Source organism: Selenomonas ruminantium subsp. lactilytica TAM6421, from assembly GCF_000284095.1.
Taxonomy (GTDB): domain Bacteria; phylum Bacillota; class Negativicutes; order Selenomonadales; family Selenomonadaceae; genus Selenomonas_A; species Selenomonas_A lactilytica.
The window spans coordinates 1,891,489-1,912,512 of sequence record NC_017068.1 but is presented as its reverse complement, the minus strand read 5'-3'; the positions used below and the strand labels follow the sequence as shown (position 1 = coordinate 1,912,512).

At 45.0% G+C, this 21,024-nt stretch carries 34 protein-coding genes; all 34 read left to right on the top strand.

Annotated elements, in window-relative coordinates; all coding sequences use genetic code 11:
- Nucleotides 1-18: 18 nt before the first annotated feature.
- The 34 genes from SELR_RS09420 (at nt 19) to SELR_RS09260 (ending at nt 21,021) form a co-directional block, all read left to right on the top strand.
- Nucleotides 19-348: a hypothetical protein gene (locus tag SELR_RS09420; RefSeq protein WP_014424992.1), complete on the top strand. Its 330-nt coding sequence runs from the start codon at nt 19-21 to the stop codon at nt 346-348.
- Nucleotides 345-509 carry a hypothetical protein gene (locus tag SELR_RS18895; protein ID WP_014424991.1) on the top strand — a complete coding sequence of 55 codons (165 nt, stop codon included), beginning with the start codon at nt 345-347 and terminating at the stop codon, nt 507-509. Before SELR_RS09420 ends, SELR_RS18895 begins: the two co-directional genes overlap by 4 nt.
- Nucleotides 478-843 carry a LysM peptidoglycan-binding domain-containing protein gene (locus SELR_RS09415; protein ID WP_014424990.1) on the top strand — a complete coding sequence of 122 codons (366 nt, stop codon included), beginning with the start codon at nt 478-480 and terminating at the stop codon, nt 841-843. Before SELR_RS18895 ends, SELR_RS09415 begins: the two co-directional genes overlap by 32 nt.
- Nucleotides 844-1,041: 198 nt before the next feature.
- The gene (locus SELR_RS09410; RefSeq protein WP_014424988.1) at nt 1,042-1,572 is read left to right on the top strand and encodes a host-nuclease inhibitor Gam family protein; all 531 of its coding nucleotides are present in this window, start codon (nt 1,042-1,044) and stop codon (nt 1,570-1,572) included.
- Between the two features lie 16 nt (nt 1,573-1,588).
- Nucleotides 1,589-2,242 (top strand): AAA family ATPase, encoded by a 654-nt coding sequence (locus SELR_RS09405; RefSeq protein WP_014424987.1) that lies wholly within the window; start codon nt 1,589-1,591, stop codon nt 2,240-2,242.
- Nucleotides 2,243-2,263: 21 nt separating this feature from the next.
- A complete protein-coding gene (locus SELR_RS09400; RefSeq protein WP_014424986.1) occupies nt 2,264-2,833 on the top strand; it encodes a hypothetical protein in 570 nt (189 codons plus the stop codon).
- The gene (locus SELR_RS09395) at nt 2,833-3,522 is read left to right on the top strand and encodes a putative HNHc nuclease (protein WP_014424985.1); all 690 of its coding nucleotides are present in this window, start codon (nt 2,833-2,835) and stop codon (nt 3,520-3,522) included. The genes SELR_RS09400 and SELR_RS09395 overlap by 1 nt, the downstream gene beginning before the upstream one ends.
- The gene (locus SELR_RS09390; protein WP_014424984.1) at nt 3,522-4,004 is read left to right on the top strand and encodes a hypothetical protein; all 483 of its coding nucleotides are present in this window, start codon (nt 3,522-3,524) and stop codon (nt 4,002-4,004) included. Before SELR_RS09395 ends, SELR_RS09390 begins: the two co-directional genes overlap by 1 nt.
- A gap of 16 nt (nt 4,005-4,020) precedes the next feature.
- Entirely contained in the window at nt 4,021-4,911 is an 891-nt protein-coding gene (locus SELR_RS17805) for a phage replisome organizer N-terminal domain-containing protein (RefSeq protein ID WP_014424983.1), read from the top strand.
- On the top strand, nt 4,905-6,242 hold the full coding sequence (gene dnaB, locus SELR_RS09380; RefSeq protein ID WP_014424982.1) for a replicative DNA helicase: 1,338 nt from the start codon (nt 4,905-4,907) through the stop codon (nt 6,240-6,242). The genes SELR_RS17805 and dnaB overlap by 7 nt, the downstream gene beginning before the upstream one ends.
- Before the next feature lie 8 nt (nt 6,243-6,250).
- Nucleotides 6,251-6,739 carry a RusA family crossover junction endodeoxyribonuclease gene (locus SELR_RS09375; RefSeq protein ID WP_014424981.1) on the top strand — a complete coding sequence of 163 codons (489 nt, stop codon included), beginning with the start codon at nt 6,251-6,253 and terminating at the stop codon, nt 6,737-6,739.
- Between the two features lie 14 nt (nt 6,740-6,753).
- Complete coding sequence (locus tag SELR_RS09370; RefSeq protein ID WP_014424980.1) at nt 6,754-7,182, top strand: hypothetical protein; 429 nt, start codon at nt 6,754-6,756, stop codon at nt 7,180-7,182.
- Nucleotides 7,183-7,287: 105 nt separating this feature from the next.
- Nucleotides 7,288-7,695: a transposase gene (locus SELR_RS09365; RefSeq protein WP_041914367.1), complete on the top strand. Its 408-nt coding sequence runs from the start codon at nt 7,288-7,290 to the stop codon at nt 7,693-7,695.
- On the top strand, nt 7,692-8,255 hold the full coding sequence (locus SELR_RS09360; protein ID WP_014424979.1) for a hypothetical protein: 564 nt from the start codon (nt 7,692-7,694) through the stop codon (nt 8,253-8,255). The genes SELR_RS09365 and SELR_RS09360 overlap by 4 nt, the downstream gene beginning before the upstream one ends.
- Before the next feature lie 12 nt (nt 8,256-8,267).
- Nucleotides 8,268-8,594, top strand: a complete 327-nt coding sequence (locus tag SELR_RS09355; RefSeq protein ID WP_014424978.1) for a hypothetical protein — start codon at nt 8,268-8,270, stop codon at nt 8,592-8,594.
- Between the two features lie 203 nt (nt 8,595-8,797).
- A complete protein-coding gene (gene glf, locus SELR_RS09350) occupies nt 8,798-9,901 on the top strand; it encodes a UDP-galactopyranose mutase (protein ID WP_014424977.1) in 1,104 nt (367 codons plus the stop codon).
- Nucleotides 9,894-10,508, top strand: a complete 615-nt coding sequence (locus SELR_RS09345) for a hypothetical protein (RefSeq protein ID WP_014424976.1) — start codon at nt 9,894-9,896, stop codon at nt 10,506-10,508. Before glf ends, SELR_RS09345 begins: the two co-directional genes overlap by 8 nt.
- Before the next feature lies 1 nt (nt 10,509).
- Nucleotides 10,510-10,782 carry a DUF3310 domain-containing protein gene (locus SELR_RS09340; protein ID WP_014424975.1) on the top strand — a complete coding sequence of 91 codons (273 nt, stop codon included), beginning with the start codon at nt 10,510-10,512 and terminating at the stop codon, nt 10,780-10,782.
- A 3-nt stretch (nt 10,783-10,785) separates the two neighbouring features.
- On the top strand, nt 10,786-11,205 hold the full coding sequence (locus SELR_RS09335) for a hypothetical protein (protein ID WP_014424974.1): 420 nt from the start codon (nt 10,786-10,788) through the stop codon (nt 11,203-11,205).
- 60 nt (nt 11,206-11,265) lie between these two features.
- Nucleotides 11,266-11,472, top strand: coding sequence for a hypothetical protein (locus SELR_RS18890; RefSeq protein ID WP_158645799.1), 207 nt, complete (start codon nt 11,266-11,268; stop codon nt 11,470-11,472).
- Nucleotides 11,465-11,659 (top strand): hypothetical protein, encoded by a 195-nt coding sequence (locus tag SELR_RS18885; RefSeq protein ID WP_158645798.1) that lies wholly within the window; start codon nt 11,465-11,467, stop codon nt 11,657-11,659. The genes SELR_RS18890 and SELR_RS18885 overlap by 8 nt, the downstream gene beginning before the upstream one ends.
- A complete protein-coding gene (locus tag SELR_RS19275) occupies nt 11,649-11,990 on the top strand; it encodes a hypothetical protein (RefSeq protein WP_041914365.1) in 342 nt (113 codons plus the stop codon). The genes SELR_RS18885 and SELR_RS19275 overlap by 11 nt, the downstream gene beginning before the upstream one ends.
- Before the next feature lie 2 nt (nt 11,991-11,992).
- On the top strand, nt 11,993-12,316 hold the full coding sequence (locus SELR_RS09320; RefSeq protein WP_014424972.1) for a hypothetical protein: 324 nt from the start codon (nt 11,993-11,995) through the stop codon (nt 12,314-12,316).
- The gene (locus SELR_RS09315) at nt 12,309-12,668 is read left to right on the top strand and encodes a hypothetical protein (protein WP_014424971.1); all 360 of its coding nucleotides are present in this window, start codon (nt 12,309-12,311) and stop codon (nt 12,666-12,668) included. The genes SELR_RS09320 and SELR_RS09315 overlap by 8 nt, the downstream gene beginning before the upstream one ends.
- A 434-nt stretch (nt 12,669-13,102) precedes the next feature.
- A complete protein-coding gene (locus SELR_RS09310; RefSeq protein ID WP_014424970.1) occupies nt 13,103-13,294 on the top strand; it encodes a hypothetical protein in 192 nt (63 codons plus the stop codon).
- A gap of 282 nt (nt 13,295-13,576) precedes the next feature.
- Nucleotides 13,577-14,068, top strand: a complete 492-nt coding sequence (locus tag SELR_RS17800; protein ID WP_014424969.1) for a hypothetical protein — start codon at nt 13,577-13,579, stop codon at nt 14,066-14,068.
- A gap of 410 nt (nt 14,069-14,478) precedes the next feature.
- Nucleotides 14,479-15,072: a ParB N-terminal domain-containing protein gene (locus SELR_RS09295; protein WP_041914362.1), complete on the top strand. Its 594-nt coding sequence runs from the start codon at nt 14,479-14,481 to the stop codon at nt 15,070-15,072.
- A gap of 1 nt (nt 15,073) precedes the next feature.
- On the top strand, nt 15,074-16,138 hold the full coding sequence (locus SELR_RS09290) for an ATP-grasp domain-containing protein (protein ID WP_014424967.1): 1,065 nt from the start codon (nt 15,074-15,076) through the stop codon (nt 16,136-16,138).
- 46 nt (nt 16,139-16,184) lie between these two features.
- On the top strand, nt 16,185-16,844 hold the full coding sequence (locus SELR_RS09285) for a hypothetical protein (protein ID WP_158645797.1): 660 nt from the start codon (nt 16,185-16,187) through the stop codon (nt 16,842-16,844).
- Between the two features lie 86 nt (nt 16,845-16,930).
- Nucleotides 16,931-17,635 carry a hypothetical protein gene (locus SELR_RS09280; protein ID WP_014424965.1) on the top strand — a complete coding sequence of 235 codons (705 nt, stop codon included), beginning with the start codon at nt 16,931-16,933 and terminating at the stop codon, nt 17,633-17,635.
- A 68-nt stretch (nt 17,636-17,703) separates the two neighbouring features.
- Nucleotides 17,704-18,060, top strand: coding sequence for a hypothetical protein (locus tag SELR_RS09275; protein ID WP_014424964.1), 357 nt, complete (start codon nt 17,704-17,706; stop codon nt 18,058-18,060).
- A 108-nt stretch (nt 18,061-18,168) separates the two neighbouring features.
- Nucleotides 18,169-18,846, top strand: a complete 678-nt coding sequence (locus SELR_RS09270) for an HNH endonuclease (RefSeq protein ID WP_014424963.1) — start codon at nt 18,169-18,171, stop codon at nt 18,844-18,846.
- Between the two features lie 122 nt (nt 18,847-18,968).
- Entirely contained in the window at nt 18,969-19,301 is a 333-nt protein-coding gene (locus SELR_RS09265; RefSeq protein WP_014424962.1) for a hypothetical protein, read from the top strand.
- Nucleotides 19,279-21,021 (top strand): terminase large subunit, encoded by a 1,743-nt coding sequence (locus SELR_RS09260; RefSeq protein ID WP_014424961.1) that lies wholly within the window; start codon nt 19,279-19,281, stop codon nt 21,019-21,021. Before SELR_RS09265 ends, SELR_RS09260 begins: the two co-directional genes overlap by 23 nt.
- Nucleotides 21,022-21,024 lie beyond the last annotated feature (3 nt).

Sequence of the window (21,024 nt, the reverse complement as noted above, 5' to 3'; positions counted from 1 at the left end):
TAGCAGGAGGTTGTTACTTTGAAAGAAATAACAAGTATCGACGATTTACCGCAAGAAGTAAAGGACGAATTGGCGTTCGACCTTGAAACGCGAGGTGTGGTGTGCGGGCATATCGTGAACTGTGAAACCTTCGATGTTTACAAGTTGGCGCTTGTGGACAGAATAGGCTTCGAGGTTCAGTTTGTTTCCGTTTACCAAAACAAAGAGGATGGCAAATGTCGCCATGAAAGCGCAACTCTTTATAGCAGTGAATTGTGCAAAGTCCTCGCTGATGTGTGGAAGAAAGAAGAAATTATGAGAAAGAATATGTTTTCCTCCACAAGTACGCAGAAAGAGGTGGTTGCATGATAACAGTCACCTTGTCCAGAACAGATGGTGCCGTCCTCGACATAAAAGAGAAAAAGGGAGGACGAACCTTTGAACAGTCTTGTGATGCGTTTGCCCAAGCAACGGCTGACATTTGGCAGGAGATAGCAGATGGAAAACTTCAAAAGCAGAATCACGCTTAAAATCATCGAAAAGAAACGGCGTGAGCAGGCTATTAAAGGATTTGCCATTGCATCATTCATGGCATCCACACTGATTTTTAGTGGTTACAAGACCGCCCCACATCAAGAGTTGGTTTCAGAAACCTATGTGGTGCAGGAAGGTGACACTCTATGGGACATATCGGAACGCTACCTGCAAAAGAATACGGGTGGCAGACGATATATCTTAGAGTTTCAATCCGGCATTGAGGAATTGAATCCGTGGTTGGTGGAACGGCACAAGCAACTTAAAGCAGGCGACAAGTTACGCATCAATTATTTCGTCGCAACGAAAGGAGGTGCGGAAAATGAGTAGCCTAAAAAATAAGGTGGTTGAGTCAGTGGATGATGAACAATCCTTGCGTGGAATTGGTCGATATGGCTTTGCCCCAAGGGACAAGCCGATTAAATCCTGTTATTAAATTGTCTTGCTTCAAGACAGAGGTGAATGGGTTCTCCCCCATCTCCACCAAGAAGTTACTTTTAATTATAGCATAGAAAAAAAGGAAAATACATGGAAAATATTTCGCAAGAAGAAAAATTCACAGTAGACGATACCGCATGTGCGGAATGGACGTTGGAAAAAATTGCTGAAAAGAATAAGAAAATCGCGGAAGTAGAGAGCGATTATGAGAAGATGGTTGAGAAGTATCAAAAGTGGCGTGATGCAAGCATTGAATCGCTGAAATCTGACATTCTGCATCTTGAATCCTTGTTGCGCCCGTGGGCAGAGGAACAGTTGAGCCACGGCAAGGCGAAAAGCATCAACCTTCCTTCGGGCAAGGTCGGGTTCAAGTCAGCATCACAAGAATGGAAGTTCGATGGCGAGAAAGCAGATGCCAAGAACAAAGGACTTTTGGATTTCGCAAAATCCTCCATGCCTGAATATGTCAAAGTCAAGAAGGAAGAAACTGTGGCATGGGCAGAGTTAAAGAAAGCACTCATCGTAACCGACAATGGCAAGGTGGTAACGGCAGACGGTGAAATCGTAGAAGGTATGACAGTAACCATCGGAGCACCGACATTTTACACTAAGACGGCATAAGGAAGGTAGTTTAGGTTTGGCAAATAGTATTTTGATTATCGGAGAATCCGGGGCAGGCAAAACGACGAGTATTCGTACACTTGACCCCAAAACAACTTTCATCATTGATTGTGACCGTAAAGGCTTATCTTTCAGAGGATGGAAGAAAATGTACAACACGGCGAACAAGAACTATATCGCGACATCGAATCTCGAAACGATTTGGGGCTATCTGAAACGCATTAGCTATCAAGATATGACTCACATCAAGACGGTTATCATTGACACGCTTAATGGCATCATGGTTGACGACGAGTTTAGACGTATGCACGAAAAGTCGTTTGATAAGTGGCAGGACTTAGCTGCCAGTGTTTATGGGCTTGTAACCGACATTCACGAGTTACGCGATGACTTGACCATTGTTTGTACTGCACACGCACAGACTGACCGCGACGACAACGGATATATGTTTACGCACATGAAAACGTCGGGGCGCAAATTGGATAAGATTGTGGTGGAATCCAAGTTTACGACAGTCCTTTTAGCAAAGGCAGACAACGGCAAATATGTGTTTGAAACACACGCGAACCACTCAACGGCAAAAAGCCCGATGGATTGTTTTGCTGAAAGTGAAATTCCCAATGACTTGAAATATGTCATTGAAACTCTTGATAAATATGAAAATGAATGATTGAAAAGGAGAAGATTGATTATGATTACGAAACCGATGGGATGGGACGAAGCAGTGGCAAATGATGGTACGTTCAAGAAGTTACCCGCAGGTGGTCATGCTTGCGTCATTGTACAGGCGCGACTCACGAAGTCCAAGAGCAAGGGCGAGGATATGTTGGAACTGGCGTTCGATATTGACGGTGGTGAATACAACGGCTACTTTGGCGAACAGTATGTACGCAATCAGCAGAACTACCCCGACGACGCTAAGTGGCCAAATGGCGGTGTCTATCGGCAGGTGCTTGTCGGCAATAGCATGAGCAATGCCAAGGGTATGTTCTTGAACATTGAAAAGTCGAACCCCGGTTGGAACTGGAATTGGGATGAAACCGAGTTGAAGGGCAAGAAGTTTGGCGGTGTGTTCCGCGAGGAACAGTATAGAAACGCCAAAGGTGAGCCGAAAATGCGTATCGCCTGCATCGCAGTACGCCCCGTGGAAGGTATCACAGAGGTTGCCGTACCCGAACCGAAACTGTTGGGCGACACAGGAGTAGGGGCAGGCTATGGCAATTATGGCGGTGGTCTTAGCAGTGAGGAAATCCCGTTCTGATGCTTGCTAGAGCAGAGCGAGTAAAGGAGGTGGAGGGAGGTTTTCTCTACTTCCTTCCTTGCCAAAACCACAAAGATTTTGTTCGCAATACGGCGACACAGGCGGTCATGGAACTTCGCGACCCACGGCAGATTACGAGGGAGCAACAAAAGAAAGCCTATGTTCTCATTGGTTGGATAGCCAAGTGGTGGGGTTATCTTCCACAGGATGCCACCAAGGAAATTTTGAAAGAAATGTTTATGGGCTATCAAGATACGACGTTGCAGGAAACCTTCTCATTGGGTGATTGTAGCGTGGAGGAAGCGCGGTTGTTTATATCCTATCTGATTGACTTTTGCTTATTGCATGGAGTCGATACGGGCGTACCACTCAATGAAATGGCAGAGGATATAGACAGGTATGTATGGGCTTGCACTATGAATCATGTGTGTGCATGTTGCGGTAAGAAAGCAGAAATCCACCATTGGACGGCGGTGGGTATGGGAAGAAACAGGAAAGAGATTGTGCATTTGGGCATGAAGGTTATCCCTCTATGCAGGGAGCATCACACCGAGGCGCACACAATCGGCAAAGAAGAATTTTTGAAGAAGTATATTTTGACAACGGTTGAAGTTGACGAACAGATAGCGGAATCGTGGAATTTGAATCGTAAAAAGAGAACAAGACGTAAAAAGGAGCAAAAGAAATAATGGATTTAGCTATCAAAAAAGTAAAAGTTATCCCGAAGCAGAGCAAGGTTAAGATTGACTATGTGTTGGACGGCGACGACATGGCGGGGACGTATTCTGAACCGCCTGCACCCGAATTCTACACTTCCTTATCAGCACTGAATAAGACGGCATGTGAAATCCTTGAAATGGATGGTGCTATGGCAGACCGTCTTGTACCGTTCGCAGTATCGTTCTCCTACGGAGCGAATACTGGTGTTATCAGTGCATCTATTCAGAGCAAGTTTGAAATCCCCATGAGCGACACGGAAACCATCATCAACACGCCTATGCGAAAAGTGAGCATCCAGTACGAAGATGGTTTGAGCATCGAGCAGTGCAATGCGATTGAGGAATTTCTTAGAAATGCTACGGAGTATCTGAAAGGGCACCGGGCACAGACAAACTTGTTTGAAAACCCGCCGAAGGATGTAACACCGAAACCGCTTGAAATCGAAGGTTAAGAGGGGGGGTGGTTGTATGTCAGAGCGTGATGGGAAAAGATATTATTGGCTGAAACTGAAAGAAGATTTTTTCGACGATGATGCAATTTCATGGTTGGAAGAACAGGAGAACGGCAAAGAATACACGTTGTTTTATTTGAAACTTTGCTTGAAGTCCTTGCAGTATGACGGCATCCTTATTCGTCATGTCGGCAAGATGCTTGTCCCATTTGAAACGAAGAAACTGGCAGAACTCACCAACACCAAGGAAGATACTGTGATGATTGCCCTCACGCTTTTACAAAAGATTGGACTTGTAGAAGTGATGGAGAACGGCGCACTGTATTTATCGCAGGTGAATAAGATGGTCGGGAGCGAAACAAATTCCGCAGTTCGCAAACGCCTATATCGGGCAAGGCTGAACGGGGGAAATGTATTGCCACCGAGTCGGCAAGAAGTTCCCGCCATTGAACCTCCTGTAAAAGATACGGCACAGCCCCAAGAGAAGAAGCCAAACAAGTTCGAGGAACGCTTTGAGGAATTTTGGAAGCATTACCCGCGCAAGATTGGCAAGGGCGCGGCAAAGAAATCCTTTGTGAAAAGGAAGCCGTCACAGGAACTTACGCAACGCATGATTAATGCCGTGGAAGTCCAAAAGAAATCCCCACAATGGATGCGTGATAAAGGGCAGTTCATTCCCCATCCATCGACATGGCTCAATCAAGAGCGATGGGAGGACGAAGTAAGTAATACGGTGATGGAATCTAATCAAAAGCCCGCACGCCCCTCTCAGACAGTCGTAGGAGGCAAGAATGGCATGAGTGTGGACGAATATATGCGTCAACGTGAAATAAGGGCGCAGGAGGCGCTTAGGCGCATTGAAATGGCAGAGGCTAGTCGTGGCGGAGGGAATGAAATTCGGTGGTAAAGGCAAAGATTAGCGATTTGAAAAATTCCGAGGCTGAAACAGGCTTGCTATGCTCAATGATGATGAAGCAGGATATTATCTATGATGTTTCGTCAACATTGAAAGCCGAGGATTTTTATTCCGCACAGAATCAGATTATCTTTAAGAATTTGGTTGCAATGTCTGTAAAGCGTCAGCCGATTGACCTTGTAACCGTCGTTGAGCAGTTGCGAAACAGTGGCGATTTGGAAAAAGTCGGTGGCATTATGGCTATCACGCAGATTTTCAACGCCGTTGCAACGTCAGCGCGGTATGCAGAGTATGCCGATATTGTGCTGAAATACAGTAAGCGCAGGCAGGCGGTTGCGTTGTCGGAAGAAATCGCACGTGTCGCTTGTGATGTTACGCAGGATTTCGACTCAGAAGATTTCATGCGGAAGGTTGCCGAGTTGGCAATGAATAAGCAGACAACAATCAAGGGCTTCGATGAAGAATTGGTTGACTTCATGGCTGAATTGGACAAGCGACGCATTGAGAAGTTTTCGGGCATCTTATCGGGGTATGACCAGCTAGACAGTATGACAGGCGGTTGGAAGCCGTCACAGTTGATAATCTTAGCTGCCCGCCCAAGCATGGGTAAGTCAGCATTAGCACTGAATTTTGCGGTCAACGCAGGCATGGCAGGCAAGTCGGTTGCCATGTTCTCATTGGAAATGCCGAAGTTTGATTTGATTTCGCGCATGATTGCCTTTGAAAAGAACGTAAGGTTGGCGCATTTGCAGACACCACAGTTGTTGTCAGAGGACGATTTCACGCGAATCATTCTTGCAAGCGAAAAGTTGTCGAAATGCAATATCCACATGTTTGATGAAAATGTTGCCACGCCGACAGACGTTATATCGCGATGTAAGGCGGTGCAGGCGAAAAACGGACTTGACCTTGTGATTATTGACTATTTGCAGTTAATGACCGCAGGCGGGAGATATGGCGACAACCGAGTGCAGGAAGTATCGTATATCAGCCGACAATTGAAAATGATGGCACAGAATATGGGCATACCTGTTATCGCATTGTCGCAGTTGAGCCGTTCCCTTGAATCCCGCAACGATAAACGCCCGCAGCTATCAGACCTTCGAGAATCCGGTTCAATTGAGCAGGACGCAGACAAGGTTATGATGTTATACCGCGAGGCGTACTATGACCGCGAGAGCGACGACACAAGCACAGAATTGATTGTCATGAAGAATCGCAACGGCGAGTTGGGAACGGTAATGCTAGATTTCTTTGGAGAGTTCACAAAGTTTATATCAGCCCCGAACAATGTAGTGCCGAGTTCACAGATACCGACATAGGAGAAGTAATGCAAGAACCATTCAGATTTACGATTTACGGCAGACCTGCCACCAAGAAAAACAGTTCGCGTTGTTTTGGCGGGAGAATCCTGCCGAGCAAGGCTTATTGCGATTATGAGTCAAGATTTCATCGTCAGTTAATGGATATGCGGAAGATAATGGAAGTCCCGCACTATTCATGCCCTGTTTCCATCACCTGCCATTATTGGCTTGACAGTAAGCGTTCCTTCCCCGATTTGATAGGGTTGGAGCAGGCGACGGCAGATATTATCAGTGATGTGTACAAGACTGATAAGACGTTGCACAAGAAGGTGCTGAAAAGGGAATGGATTTTGTCAGACGACAGAATCATCAAGAATTGGGACGGTTCACGAATCGTCGGCATTGATAAGGAACGTCCAAGAGTGGAAGTGACCATCAGACCGTTGGAAGTGACCGAGGATGAAATTGATCCATACATTCTACGGCAGGTAGAACAGAAAAGCAGATTGTTTTAAGGAGATATAGACACATGGGGAAGTTTTCAAAGAAGGTCGGGCGCGAGAGTAGAAATGCCCACCGAAAGATGCAAGACAAGATGGCGTATATGAGTGAGAAAAGCGCATGCCGTGTTCAAGAGAACGCCAATACCGTTGCTAAATTGCTTGAACGCAGTGAACCGATAATGCAGAAACGAATTATCCAACAGTGCTTTCAACAGGTTTTCGCCATGTCTTATATGGCACTGCATGATGAATTTGGTTTTGGCAAAAAGCGAGTCAAGAAATGGTACAAGCGCATGTTGGAAATCCAACACGAAGCACTCACAGGCGGGAGCAAGACACCGTATGAGGATATGCTTGTTGCATTGGCTGACGATTACAATTTTGACCTCAACGAGGCTATGGACGAGGTAAACGCAGAACTAAACAAGGAATGGTATGGCACTGCAACGCCATAATCGAGCCACAAGGGGCGTTTACCGCAAAACTAATATAATCTATCACATAAACCGTAAAAGCCCCTCTATGGGGCAATACGGTGGAATAAGGGGCAATGCACAGAAATGAGGTTAGTTTGGACGGAAAAAGGGCAGGAACATTGGCAAAAACGGTTTCCCAAGCGTGCCAATGAACGTATAGCGGGCAAGGACGCATATGTCATGGGTGACAGAGTTGTCTATTCGGACAATTCGGAGTCGTTGGCACAATCTTTGTTGGATAGGTGCTACGTCAAGAAGGTATACGAGAAGGGCGAAGAAGAAGAACGTGCAAGAGATATTCGGTCACACTACGTTCCGTGTGCGCGACTCACAGAAGAACAGGTGCAAGAACGAGCAAGTTTTATTGAGGATTGCTTAAACGACGGTTACACGATGAAAGGCATAGCTGAAAAGTTAGGGCTTACGAGCAATGCGCTTGGGCAATGGTACAAAAAATACAAAGAAAAGCAAAGGAGATATGCAGAGGCATGAGCATGACTGACGAATATAAAAAGGGCTTTGATGATGGTATCAACGAGGTTGTAATCAAGTTACGGCACAACGTAATTGGCGGGCTGAAAGCGTCGGAGCGGGAGGCCATGAAGGGCATTGACACATTGTTCTTTGATTTCCAGAAGGAGGTTGCGGAGTTCACCGAGGCGGTGGCAGACTTCAAGCGCAAGGGCACCCGCACAAATCGCCTGCATATGCTTTCTGAGGGTGTTGATTGTCAGTTGGTAATGGAAACCCTTATATCTGCCTTTGAACCGTACAGGGACGCACGAGAGGCACTGAGAAAGGATATTGTGAAAGGTAATGAGCAGGCAGGGTATTACGCAGCACCCGAATCCACCAAGATTTACCGTGTGTTCGCCAAGGTTGGCGACGCAAGGGCGTTAATGACGGAGGCTGATGATTTGGCACAGGCACGCGACGCAGTAAACCGTTTTGTCAAAGCGGACAAGCAGAATGACGACAACAAGGACTATTACATTGAGGAATATTTGATGAATGATTGTGTGTGCGCCTATTGTGCAGATACGGGTTTTTAAGGAGGAATAGGCATGAAATTATATGGCATACGAGGCATGTACTTCTATAACAAGCCCGAATTCTTTGTTGTGGAGGTCGTAAAGGAAACCAAAAGGCAGTATCAGTTGAAGCCTGGGAACGAAAGCTATATGCGACGGATAAACAAAGCTGACATGGTTGACGGAGTGTGGGTTGATAGTACGCTTCAAGATACGTTTTTAGGCACTTCGCCCCAAGCAGTGACAAATGCCTTTTTACTTCATCAAGAGAATAAGATTGCAAAGCTGAAAGAGCAGATTGTTGGGCGTGAGTCGTTGGCAGCTAAGGTCAAACGACATGTGTGGCAAGAGGTGGAGTAAGGAACAATGCCAAGGAAGAAAGATAGCAGGATATATGCTTTATATCACGCAGACGATTATGTATGTGATGGCACAATAAGCGAGATTGTAACTTTCACAGGAAAGCTACGGACGACGATACAAGGGTACAAGACACGGAGCATGAAAATCCGGTCAAGATACAGATTGGTTGAAATAAGCGCAGAATGATTGGAGGTATGCGAATGTACGATTACTGCATTGTGGGAGCAGGATTGTACGGTTGTGTAATGGCAGATGGGCTTGCCAAGAGAGGGAAAACAATCCTTCTCTTAGACAAGCGGGAGAACGTCGGGGGCAATGTTGCTTGCGAGGTAAAAGATGGTATTGTCATTCACAAGTACGGAGCACACATTTTTCACACAGATAGTAAGCGGGTTTGGGGTTTTGTAAACGAGCATTGTGAAATGCGCCAATACTGTCATTCCCCGATAGCTTATAACGATGGGCAAATCTATAACCTCCCATTCAACATGAATACCTTTTACAAGCTATATGGAGCGGACATGCCTAGCCAAGTAAAGGAACTCATTGAGGAAGATAGGGTTGCTATTAAGAACCCCAAGAACCTTGAAGAACAGGCACTTGCACTTGCAGGGAGAAGAATCTACTACACATTGATTAAGGGATATACGGAAAAGCAATGGGGTAGGAGTTGCAGGGAGTTGCCTGCAAGCATCATCAAGCGCATACCATTGCGTATGACATTCGACAACAACTACTTCAACGACAAGTACCAAGGGTTGCCCGAAAAAAGCTACAATGAGTTGATTGGCAAGCTACTGAACCACCCACGCATTACCATTATGACAGGCGTTGACTTCAAGGAGCATAAGGAAGTATTGGAGGGCGTGAGCAGACACATCATCTACACAGGCTCGATTGATGAATACTTCGATTATTGCTATGGCGTATTAGAGTATCGTTCTTTGGAGTTCAGAACCGTAAGGAACACGCATACGGACAATAGCCAAGGCGTTGCGGTGATGAACTATACAGGTGATGGCATATCGTACACAAGGACGATTGAGCATAGACACTTTATGAAGGAGTGCAATTCGCCTGTCACATGGACGACGACGGAGTACCCTGCCAAGTGGGAAGTGGGCAAGGAAAGATATTATCCGATTGGCGACGAGAAGAACCTAGCCCTTTATGCCAGGTACAAGGCATTGGCTGACAAGCAGGATAAGGTTGAGTTTGGCGGGCGTTTGGGCGACTACAAATACTACGATATGGACGATGTAATACTGAAAGCACTTGAAAGGTTGGATACAATCAATGATTAATGACGCAGAAATCGAAATCTACAATGTACGAATTTATGGTATGGACGAGGCACTGATTGGGGCAGGCTATCCAATGAAAACAGAAATCCCCGATTGGGACGACTTATCGGATATTGACGACGCAGAGCGCAGCAAGCTGAACTTGCGTGGCGTCAAGTTGGGCAATAGCCCTCATGCTCATGGCGACGACAAATTCTTGCGTCAGATTATGATTGGCTTTGATGTGGTCGCTCCCCGCTATTGGTGGGTGGAGTTTGACACCTATGGATTCACGGTCAAGAATAGTCAGAGCACAATGCACAGAGCCAAAAATATGGACTTCAAGGCTATGGCGAACAGTCACGTTGATAAACTTATCTTGCGGAAGTTCGGTGAGATTGTGGAGCGTTACAAGGAGAACCCCACGGAAGAAAACCTGCTTGCGGTAAAGTCCAACATGCCCGAAGGCGTGATGTTGGGTGCAAGAATCACGACAAATTACGCACAACTCAAAACCATGTACTATCAGCGCAAGACACACCGCCTGCCTGAATGGAGAGAGTTCTGCCGTTGGATTGAGAACCTTCCCAATGCAGTAAACTTTGGCGTTTGTAAGGGGGCGCGATAAAATGCAGGACATGAAAAAGGTTGCACACCCCTCTTATTACACCAAGGGCGGAATTGAAGTATACGATGTTATTAAGGCGTACAATCTCAACTTTGAACGTGGAAACGCATGTAAGTATGTTTTGAGAGCAGGCGAGAAGGACACCAACACAGAGGCGGAGGATTGTGAGAAAGGCGCATGGTACTTAATAGCACATTCAGCCCGCATCAAAGGGTGCAAGCGGTCTGAAATCTTGAAGGATATGTTAGAGCGAGAATTACAGAAGGAGCAGTAATACATGCAGAACGAATCGACGCAGTTAGTTTGTCCACATTGCCACTATGAGTTTCAGTACAACGACGGAAAGATTGGCGCAGATATTCGCAAGTGCCATGAGAAGTTAAATTATCTGATGGAGCGTCGCGAGATTGTGCGGGGTAACTTCAAATATGCTAAAGAGTTCAAGCGGTTGGGCGTTGAGATAAGCCGTGTGACGAAACAGTTGAGTCGGCTCAAGGACTACCGCAGATTGGCAGGCGAACACAAGGAAAAGCAGGAGTTCTTAGCGTTCAAAGAGGCCGTCAAGGAGTTTTGGGGCGAAGATGGGTATAAGCGGTGCATAAAGTATGTGTGCGAGGAAACGAAGGGCTACACGATAGCCGACATAGCCAAGGGCACCTACACCAAGGCGGGGCGCAATGGCGCGGTGATTAACTAAGGTGATTGAATGTAGGCATTTCCGCATGGGTGGGAGTGCCTACATTTTGGAGGTGGACGGATGACTAAAAATGAAGCACGAAAAGAGGTTATGATTCATGCTATGGACGCAATAAAATATATTTGCGAACAAGAACATGGAAAAGGGGGCAAGGATTGTCCTGCAAACGGTGAAGGGGAGTTATGCCATAGCGGAGAAATATCCTGTTGTGCTCCTTATAGATGGTGGGGATTTAAGGGATTGGGGAGAGGTGCAGGAAATGACTAAGCAAGATTATGAAAGATTTTTAAGCGATTTAGAGAAGTTTCGTAAACTCGTTTGTGAGCATGAGCACAATGACTGTGACCACAATCGTTGCATGGCTTGTATTGACGGTTGCTATGGTGATGAGTGCGCGTTTGATGTAGTAATAGAATCTATTGAGCGATTGGAGCGTGAAAGCAATGACAATTGAAGATGTTAGAGAGAAATTTATGACAGTTGTCTATGATGAATTAAGTGACGATAGCGATAACTGTAGAGCGAATAGAATCATTGACGCGGCAGACGAATATGTGGAAGAAGTAATGAGATTGGAGCGTGGTGAAGATGGCAAGGGAAAAACGTGTAATGAGTGTAGATACTCTATTTTGCTAGGAGGAGATTACGACTCGGCATTTGGTGGAGGGTATACGCCAGAAATTGTGGACGAGTGCCAACACCCTAGCGTTAATGCTGATGATATGGATTCGGCTATAGAGCGCGGGATTGCTGGTAAGTGCAAATTATTTGTAGCGGAGGGCTAAAGATGGCAGAGAATAGTTTTGATAAACTGCTCGGAAGAAACGGCGAACTTGTGGAAGAACGGAAAAAGCAAGTGTTGGCCGGTGCGCTGGAAATTGTGCAGCGGCATTGCGACGAAACGCCAAATAAGATGGAAGGGATCGCGGCTTTATTTGGCAAAAGATTAGGCGAGGAATTTAAGGTCTATCATAAATGCAGGGAAACTTTGAAATGTAAAATTACTGATAACGGTCTATCTTTTTACTATGATGCGTATGGGAGATGGTGGGAAGATAGTGGCTTGCTAATCGAATTATTAAAAGGCGAGGCGGTGATTGTCGATGAATGAGAATAAAGATATAAATTTAATAGCCATTAAGTCTTTAATGGAATGTATTGACAATAGAGATATTGCCGAAGGTGGGATTTTTCTCGACGATGATAACGCAGAGTTTGTCGCGGATATACTGCGTTATCATTATGAGTCATTAACAACAGAGAATAAAATTGCAGAAGTTGCTAAGTTATTCGGCAAAGAATTGGGCGAGGAATTTACCGTAAAATACCAAATTAGTAAATATAAATGGTGTATTGAGTATCATTTAGCATTTACAGATAAAGGTCTTACACATTACGGCAAAAGTAAAGACGTTATTTTAAGGCAATTACTCACTGGACAGGCGGTGATTGTCGATGATTAGGCGGTTATTCACAGAAAGAATAGAGTTTAGATTGGAAATGCCGATAATTGGGTGGCTTGTCTTGATAGGGTATATAATCGTTGACTTACTGTTTGTTTTAGTGAAAGTCGGAAAGATGGTGATTGTCGATGATTAAAAGCCCGGCAACAAAGAAGCGTATTACATGGGGGAGAATAGTGAAACTCATGAAAAGAAACGGATGTTATTCGATTGCTGATTTTGAAACTTTCCCTATGTTGCTAAAGCGTAATTTCCTAGAAATGCCGTATGTTCACACAAAAAACAGACAGAAAGTAAGGTACAGACTGTTATGGAGGTTATCTTAAATGCTGAATCGTTTAGCATGGCGTATACAGCCAGTCAAGCAAATTCGCAAGCGCATGAGGAGGTAAAGCATGAGTGATGGGAAATGTTTAAGCATGAGGGGGTGTAGCATGAAACGTGGCAGAAAAGAAAAGGTTTGTGCCCTCTACAAAGGGGAGAAGTTCGTTACCGAGGGAACATATCGGGAGATTTCCGAAAAGACGGGTATCAAGGTGAGCACATTGCGCTTTTACCATTATCCTGCCCACAGTAGGCGGTGTCGTGGCAACAATCATTACGAATTGATATATTTGGAGGATTGACAATGAGCCTAGATAAAGCAATCATTCATGGCAAGGAACACCGCAAGCCTTATCATGGAGCGAAGGCAGAAGATAGGACATGTAGAAATCATGGAACATGCGTGCATTGTTCAGAGGGGAGAAGGCACAAGATACTAAGGCAATTGCCTGCCGAGGACAAGGACGCCATAGCTGATTTATACCACTTCAAAAAGCGGTACAGAAACAAGTAAATATCTTTTTCAGTGCGCCGATACAGGTTGTAAAATATCTGTATCGGTGTTTATTGTTGGAGGGATTTTTTTGAAAGAATACAATGACTATGTTGCAACGGTGAAAAGATGGTTGAAGAATTACAATCAGTTCAAGATAACGATTGAGAACTTGAATGAGGAAATAAGGGCGTGCGAGGAAATGCAGGAGCTTGATGTTACCGCAGGTATCGCACGATACAGTGATATGCCAGGAGGGGGCTTTTCAGAGTTGGGTTCAGTCGAGAGTTCTGCTGCCAAGCATGAGGCAAGAGCAGAACACATCGAATCCATGAAACAGTCAGTGCAGGCTATCGAACGAACGCTGAGAAAGATTGACAGGTCACTGAATGGGCTGACAGGCATAGAGGCAAATCTTATCACAGGGCACTACATCGAGAGAAAGACATGGGCAGAGTTGGGCAACGAAAATTTCTACACAGAGAAGTGGGCACGAGTTCACGGAGGCAGAGCCGTCAAGAAAATGTCTGAAATGATTTTCGGGCTCGCACCTTCTCAAATGGCTTTCGTGTTTGCTCGTTAATGTCCTGCCAAAAGAAACACGTTTCAAGCCAATAAAATCAAAGGTTCAACGGCAGACATTCGCTACAATAGGTGTCTAGCCGTTTTTTAATATACTTATATCAACATTGAAGTAACGGTGCTTATACGGCAAATTAAGGCGGTTTAATTGTAAAGCATGTAGCTTGACAATTTGAAAACCTTAGTTCTAAGTCGGGGCTTGTCCTCAATCAATGTACCGTGTGGATAGTTGGGATAAAATTGTGGATAAACACATCACAAAAAACTACGGATAAAAACATGGTAGAAATGGTACGTATGGGGTACGGTTTTTGCCATCAGAAGGTGTTATTATAGTATCATCGAAATTTGAACAGAGAACGAGCGCAGGCGCAAATGCTTGTGCTTTTTTTGTTGCAGAAAGGGCAGTGAATGATGGAAAAGCGGATTGAAGTCGTAGAGCTTTGTGCGTCAGACATTAAGACAGGCTTTGGTAATCCTCGTAAAATCACGAAAAAGAAAAAAGAGGAACTTCGAGCAAGCCTTGAAAAGTTTGGTAACTTTGGCGTTTTTGTCATAGACGAACATTACAACATCATTGCAGGTAATCAGAGATTGTCAATCATCATGGAGGACAACCCCGATACGATGGTTACATGCAAACGCTTGATTGGCTATTCAGAGGCTGAACTTCGGGCTATCAACATCAAGGACAACACCCACAATGGCGATTGGGATATTGATATGCTTGCAGATTGGACGGCTGACCTCACTGTTGACCTAGGCTTAGACGAGGCCACCAAGAAGGACGTCAAGGAACGCACCATTGACGAAATGGAACTTGTGGCGTATGAAAAATACGACTATGTAATCATTGCCTGCAAGTCTGAACTTGACTACGACATGCTGACAACGAGATTGGGCATTAAGGACAAGAAAGTACCGATTGTCGAAGGGAAAAGAAGTATCAAAGCAAGGGCAGTATGGTATGGGGACGTACAGGACAAATTGTTTGGAGGTATTTGACATGGTTCATATCAATGTATTATTTACGGCAGTGAGTGGTTGGCCTACTCATGCAACGGTAGGCGCACTCCGACAGAGCAAGAACGCTGAATATACGATTGTTGGTGTTGATTGCAACCCGAATGTCGGCTCACTCAACTATGTGGACTATCTGTATAAAGTCCCTCGTTGTGATGATGTAAGCTACATTGACAAACTGATGGAGATTTGCAAGAAACACGACATTGACATTATCGTACCGCTTATCAGTGAGGATATCGGGCCCCTGTGGGCAAATCGGGTTCTGTTTGAGGATGAAGGTATCAAAATCCTCTTATCCGATAAGGATAGTAAGCTGATGATTGCCAATGATAAGCTGCGCCTTGAACAGTTCCTTAATGACAATGGCATCCATGTTATGCCCCGAACAGTTCCGTACAACGAGGAAACGCTTGACGCTGACCTTGAATCCTTCGGCTACCCCGAAAAGCCTATTGCCGTCAAACTGAAAGATGGTTGCGGTGCAGTAGGGTTCAAGGTATTGGACGAGGATAAGGCGCATAATGTTGACCGCCTGCCCTCACGGGAACTTCGAGCCAATCCTTACATCAACAAGGAACAGTTGATGAAGTTGCCGACCAAGGAACGATATGTGCTTTCTGAGTATTTACCGGGGCGTGAGTGTGGAGCACTTTGCCTTGTAGACCACGGCAGGGTGGTATATTGCCTTGTCCATGAAAACTACGACATGCAGTACGCCACCACCACAGACGCAGAATTGGTGCGTAATGAAAAGGTGGAAGAAATTGTCAAGAAGGTATGTGCCCTTCTGAAATTGGACGGCAACATCGGCTTTGACTTCAAACGCGACGCAGAAGGCAATGTGAGATTGCTTGAATGTAATCCTCGTATCAGTGCCACGGTGTCACTGGCAGTAAAGGCAGGAGTGAATGTCGTAGAAATGGGTATCTTTCATAAGTTAGGGTTGCCCATTGATGAAAACATCGAACCCCTGTACGGTATGAGATTGCAGAGGGTATACGGAACACTCTACACCTACAAAGGAAAGCCCTATGGAAAAGAATAAGCGGTTTCAAGTCTACATCATTTCTTCTTCTCGATATGAATGGGGAATGGTTACGGCAAAGAATTTCCTTGACTACAAGCATGTGATTCGCAAGTCGCAGGTGGAGTTATACAAAGAGCATGGCTTTGATAATATCGTTGGTATCGACGACGAACTGATTAACAGCTACACCAAGGTTTATAACTACATCGTAGACAATGCGCCCGAAGATGTTGTTGCCATTGTTGATGATGATATAGACCACTTTATCTATCGTACCAAGGAAGTTGAAGATATAACGGACAAGGAAGTTGTGCAGGCGGAGTTTGAGCGTTTGGCACAAATTATCTATGACCTTGACTTAGGATTGGCTTTCGGGCCACCCAACGCCATACCGTACAACTACACATCAGAATTTGCATGGATGGGTATACCTGGGGCATGGAAGATAGTCAATAGGAAATACATCAAGGCTCGTATGGACGCCAAGATTGACCGAAATGTTGACATTGACTATGTGCTACAGGAAGTCTTGAATAACCGTGTCTGTATCGACGCCAAGTACCTGTGCGACGTTGCACATAAGGATAAACTCACCAATACCACAGGCTCGTTGTATTCCAAGACGGACATAGACAATTCCATCGACATGATGAAGTTACGTTGGGGAAAGTATTTCCAATATGACGCCAAGAAAAACATTCCCAAAATCAGAGTTAAAAGGTAATAATTATTTGTAATATATTTATACATGTATTATAATAAGTATATCAAATAAATACTTTACATATAACTGATTAGGAGGAATGTATTATGGGGTTCAGTCCAAAAACAAAATCGGGGTATTCTCTCTACACTATGTCAAGCATGTTGCAAAAGGCAATCCGCCGTTGTGATGTAAACAATGCGGCATTTGCAGCCAAGGAGTTGCGAGGGAGCTACAACAACTACCTATGGAAACGCCTGTTGGTAATATCCGCAGAAGATTGTTATGGGGTTGTCACCAAGGAAATTGTTGGGTTGAAGATGGCTCACGACATTGTGAACAAAGGGCGCAAGGGGTATGATACCGACTCAATCTTTGTAGCCAAGGCAGTATTACTCCTGTGCATGGCAAGGAAGAACAGGGACGCTTGCTATGTAGCCTGCAACTTCTTGCGGGAGGATAGGTTGATGAATCCCGAAGATTTCCCCGAAGATTACTTGATTGACATTGACCATGCAGAGTTAAGTGCTGATGGAATTCCCGATTGGGTGTTTGATGTTCACACACTGAAAGGCAAGGCCAATGGCAAGACAGACCTTGACATGATAAGGGACGAGGAAGAGGCATTAAAGCCCAAGCAGAATTCATTGTTTGATAATGCTAGTTGGGAGTTAGACTTCACCATTCAGAAGGCCAAGGGTACAATCAAGTCGGAGGCTGAATGGAATAGAATTATCAAGTTTATGGCAGGTAAGGAGTCCGATCCAACACATAATGGGACGGTTTGGGCTGATGAAATCAACAAGAAATAAAACCTATCCACAATCGGGGGTTGGCGAAAGCCAATCCCTTTTTGATTGCAAGCAAAGGAGGTGGGAGCATGGGCAGGCCAAAGAAAGAATTGAACAAGGACGAGTTTGAAAAGTTATGTGCAATCCAATGCACACAGGCAGAGATTTGCGGGTGGTTTGACATAACGGACAAGACTTTGACGCGGTGGTGTAAAGAAACCTACGGTATGAGTTTTTCCGAAACATTCAAGCTAAAAAGGGGCAAGGGCAAAGTAGCACTTAGGAGAACACAGTTTCAGTTGGCAGAGAAGTCAGCAAGCATGGCAATCTTCTTAGGCAAGAACTATTTAGGGCAGACTGACTACGACTATCAGAAGAAAGAATACCAAGACAAACTCATGGAACTCAAGGAACGTGAGATTAAGAACAAGGAGGAAGGGTGGTAAGGTATGGAACATTCAACCATCATGGGCATATGGCTTATCATTTGGGCACTTCTCATATACATCACATGGGATTGTGTCAATGATGATGACCATTGGAGGCAGTAAGGCATGGCAGAGGCATGGAAGGTACACTTCTACACATCAAAGGCATGGAGAACCCTTAGAAACACTCTCATAGTCCAAAGAGGGTTAAGGTGTGAAAGGTGCGGGAAGATGGTAAGCAGTTCTGCTCAATTGGTAGGGCATCATATCAAAGAACTCAATGCAACCAACGTACATGACACCAACATATCCTTGAATCCCGACAACATTGAAATCATCTGTAAGGATTGCCATGACATAGAACATAAAAGGTTCAAGGGCAAAGGCTTACGCCAACACAATATCTACATCGTCTATGGAGCACCATGTTCGGGTAAGACTACACTTGTACACTCATTGGCTGAACGTGGGGACATGATTATTGACTATGACCTATTGTTCAAAGCCATTAGTGGCAGGGATATGTACGACAGACCAGACAATCTCAAATCCAACGTATTTCAGCTAAGGGATACACTCATAGACGCAGTAAGGACTAGGTATGGCAAATGGAACAATGTCTACATAGTAGGTGGCTATCCTCACAAAATCCAAAGGGAAGAGTTGATGTGTAAGTTAGGGGCAGAAGAAATCTATGTGGAGGCAACAGAGGAAGAATGTATTGAAAGGGCAAGGGCAAGCAGAGGAATATGGGCTGATGATTGGATAAAATACATCAAGACATGGTTTGCTGACCATGATTAAGCCTCCCCCCCCATCAAAAATCAATCACACCCCGCCCCCATTTACCCTTCACCCAACCTCTTTTTTATCCATAAGGAAATTTTCACTTTTTTGCCCACCATTTCAAAATCGAGGTGTATCTTTTGGACATAGAGCAAAAACAAGCAATACAGAAAGAATATGAGCGACTAAAAGCACTGTTTGAGAAAGCCGACGACGTGCAGATGGCATTGGCGGACGGACTTCTGCAAGAAGCAGCAACTATCAAGGTACAGATGGATATGCTCAATGAGGTGGCAAGCAGGACAGGACTTGTCAAGATTGACGCAAAGAACCCCGCACGCCAGAAGGAATTGCCTGTCAGCAAGGTCCTTGCCAAGCAACGAGCAAACTATGTTGCTTATATCCAACGTATACGCTCACTGTTAGATGTTGAAGATAATGAGGATGATGATGGACTTGCAGACTACGAATGAGCATAGCTACATCAAGGAATATGCCCAAGCCGTAACGGATGGCGATATTGTAATAGGCAGACGAGTAAGGCAGACGCTAGATATGCTACTTGCGCTATTTGACAATGATTCGGTCAAAGTTGACCTTGCAGATTCGACAAAGCACATTCGTTTTATCGAAAACGAGTGTAAGTTGTATGAAGCACCATTCGCAGGCAAGCCGTTCAAGTTGGAACTGTTTCAGAAAGCCATTGTCGAGTCGATTTTTGCTTTCAAGGTATGGAATGATGAAGTTGGACGGTATGTACGTAAGTTCCAAGACGTTCTTGTTGTCATGGGGCGCAAGAATGGCAAGTCCCCTTTGGTAGCTGCTATCCTTCTGTCTGAATGGTTCTGCGGGGAAATGGGTACCAAGATACTGATAGGTTCAAACAACTATGAACAGGCTGACATTATGTTTTCTGCCTGTGATGCCATGAGGGAAGAATCACGCTCATTGGCAAAATGTACCCGTCGCAACAATATTGGCATCTTCTTTGGCAATCAGAAGCAGAAAAAGAAACACGGCAAGTTCACCCGACAAAACAAAGGCAGTATCAAGCGTATTTCAGCATCAGGAGGCAACAAAGAAGGGCGAAACATCAAGATTGGTGCAGTCGATGAAGTACACGAAATGGCTGACAACCACCTTGTAATGCCTATCCGACAGGCACTTTCGACGCAGGATGAACCCCTCTACTTTGAAATCACAACAGAAGGTTTCACGGAGGGAGGGTATCTCGACCAACGGTTGGAACAGGCCACGCACGTTCTTGATGGCGAGGTGGAAATGCCCGACTTCTTGATATGGTGGTACGCCCAAGACAGTGAGGAAGAAGTTTGGCAGGACGAAGGTTCATGGCAGAAGTCGAATCCTGGCATTGGTGTTATCAAAAAGTACAGTTTCCTTCGCAAGATGGTAGACGAAGCCCGCACGTCGGCAACGACACGGGCTTTTGTTTTGTCCAAAGACTTCAACATCAAGCAGAACAGTGCTACGGCGTGGCTTGATATGGCAACCATCATCAATCCTGCCACTTTTGATATGCGGGAACTCGAAGGAGCAATGTATATCGGCGGGCTTGATTATGCAGAAACCACGGACCTTTGTTCTGCCAAGGCTATGTTTGTTAAGGACGGGATCAAGTATCTCACGGGTATGTATTTTATTCCTCAAACCAAGGCAGACGCCATATTGGACGACAAGAACTTGAAGAACCCCGAGCATAAGGATTATCACAAATGGGCACAACAGGGGCTTGTCACGATATGCGAAGGAACTGAGGTTGATGAACAGGTGGTAGCTAATTGGTTCATTGGTTTGTATGAAAACTACCACATGATGCCCTTCAAGTTCGGGTACGATAACTGGCACTCCAAAGGGTTCAAGCGTTGCATGGGTGAGTATTTCGGTGATGAAGTGTTGGAAAAGGTCGGCATGGACTTTATGAGCCTGTCTAGCCCTATGCACTCTATGGAATCCGACATGAAGTTGAAGAAACTGAACTACAACAACAACCCCATTGACAAGTGGTGCTTTGAGAATATGAGCATCAAGACCAACAACATAGGGTTGGTTATGCCGGTGAAGAAATACGGACAGTCCAAGAACCGCATTGATGGTGGTATGGCAACCATTATCTGCTATGCAACGTACAGTAGGTACAAGATAGAGTATGAACAGGCAATGAATATGAGGTGACGC